The organism is Acinetobacter sp. GG23, assembly GCF_057766365.1.
Genome location: NZ_JBYMDJ010000017.1, coordinates 360 through 1,360, shown reverse-complemented (window position 1 = coordinate 1,360; position 1,001 = coordinate 360). Strand labels below are relative to the sequence as shown.

General features: G+C 36.0%; 1 protein-coding gene. It reads right to left on the bottom strand.

The features are described from left to right. The coding region (locus AC3CAU_RS16740; protein ID WP_488368513.1) for a KGG domain-containing protein at nucleotides 1-427 on the bottom strand (427 nt) is incomplete at its 3' end. Between the last annotated feature and the right edge of the window lie 574 nt (nucleotides 428-1,001).

The following is a 1,001-nucleotide window of genomic DNA, read 5'->3' as shown; positions in this document are numbered from 1 at the left end:
AACGGCCACCACGATCATCATCGTCATCATCACGGCTGCTGCTGCGACCACGTCCGCCTGAACGGCCACCACGATCATCATCGTCATCATCACGGCTGCTGCTGCGACCACGTCCGCCTGAACGGCCACCACGATCATCATCGTCATCATCACGGCTGCTGCTGCGACCACCTGAACTACTATCGTTTATATGGCTACGACTGCCTGCTGCACGTGCTTCTTCTGAAGTGAATTCATGAGCATGGCCACTTCGATGAGCAGCTCTTCCCGCTTCACGCGCCTCCTCTGAAGTAAACTCGTGGGCATTACCACTTTCATGTGCGGCTTTACCACCTTGGCTTGCGATTTCTCGTTGTCTTTCTGGATCCATACTCGCAAATCCACGATTTGAAGTATCTGTATCATTTTCATTATTTCGAGTAGCCATAGTTATACCGTCCTATCATTATTATTTAGATAAAAGCATAAGCTAAAAATAATGAACCAATATAGAATTTATAATGTATATCTATTTTTAATAATGTGAAATTTATAATAATCAATTTCTATAATATATTGAATTTTATTAAAATTTATATTTTATTAACTTAACATAGATAACAATAAAACTATTTATCTTTACTCAAGGATTTTTATAGATTAATTAAAAATAAAAAATTTATTAAATCTATATATCTAATTAATTGTAATTTATACAATTATTTTTATTTAATTTTTTTATCATACTTAATACTAAAATCATTCTAAATAAATAATTTTACAATGAAAGAAACTGTCACATTAATAGTGTGGCTTTACTAAAATTAATATGTAAGTTTTAGAAGGGCACAGTTTTTATTAAAAATGGATGGATAGGCAAATGACTAATCAACAGCAAAACCAACAAGGACAACGAGATCAGCAAAACCAACAAGGGCAACAAGATCAGCAAAACCAACAAGGGCAGCAAGATCAGCAAAACCAACAAGGGCAGCAAGATCAGCAAAACCAACAAGGGCAGC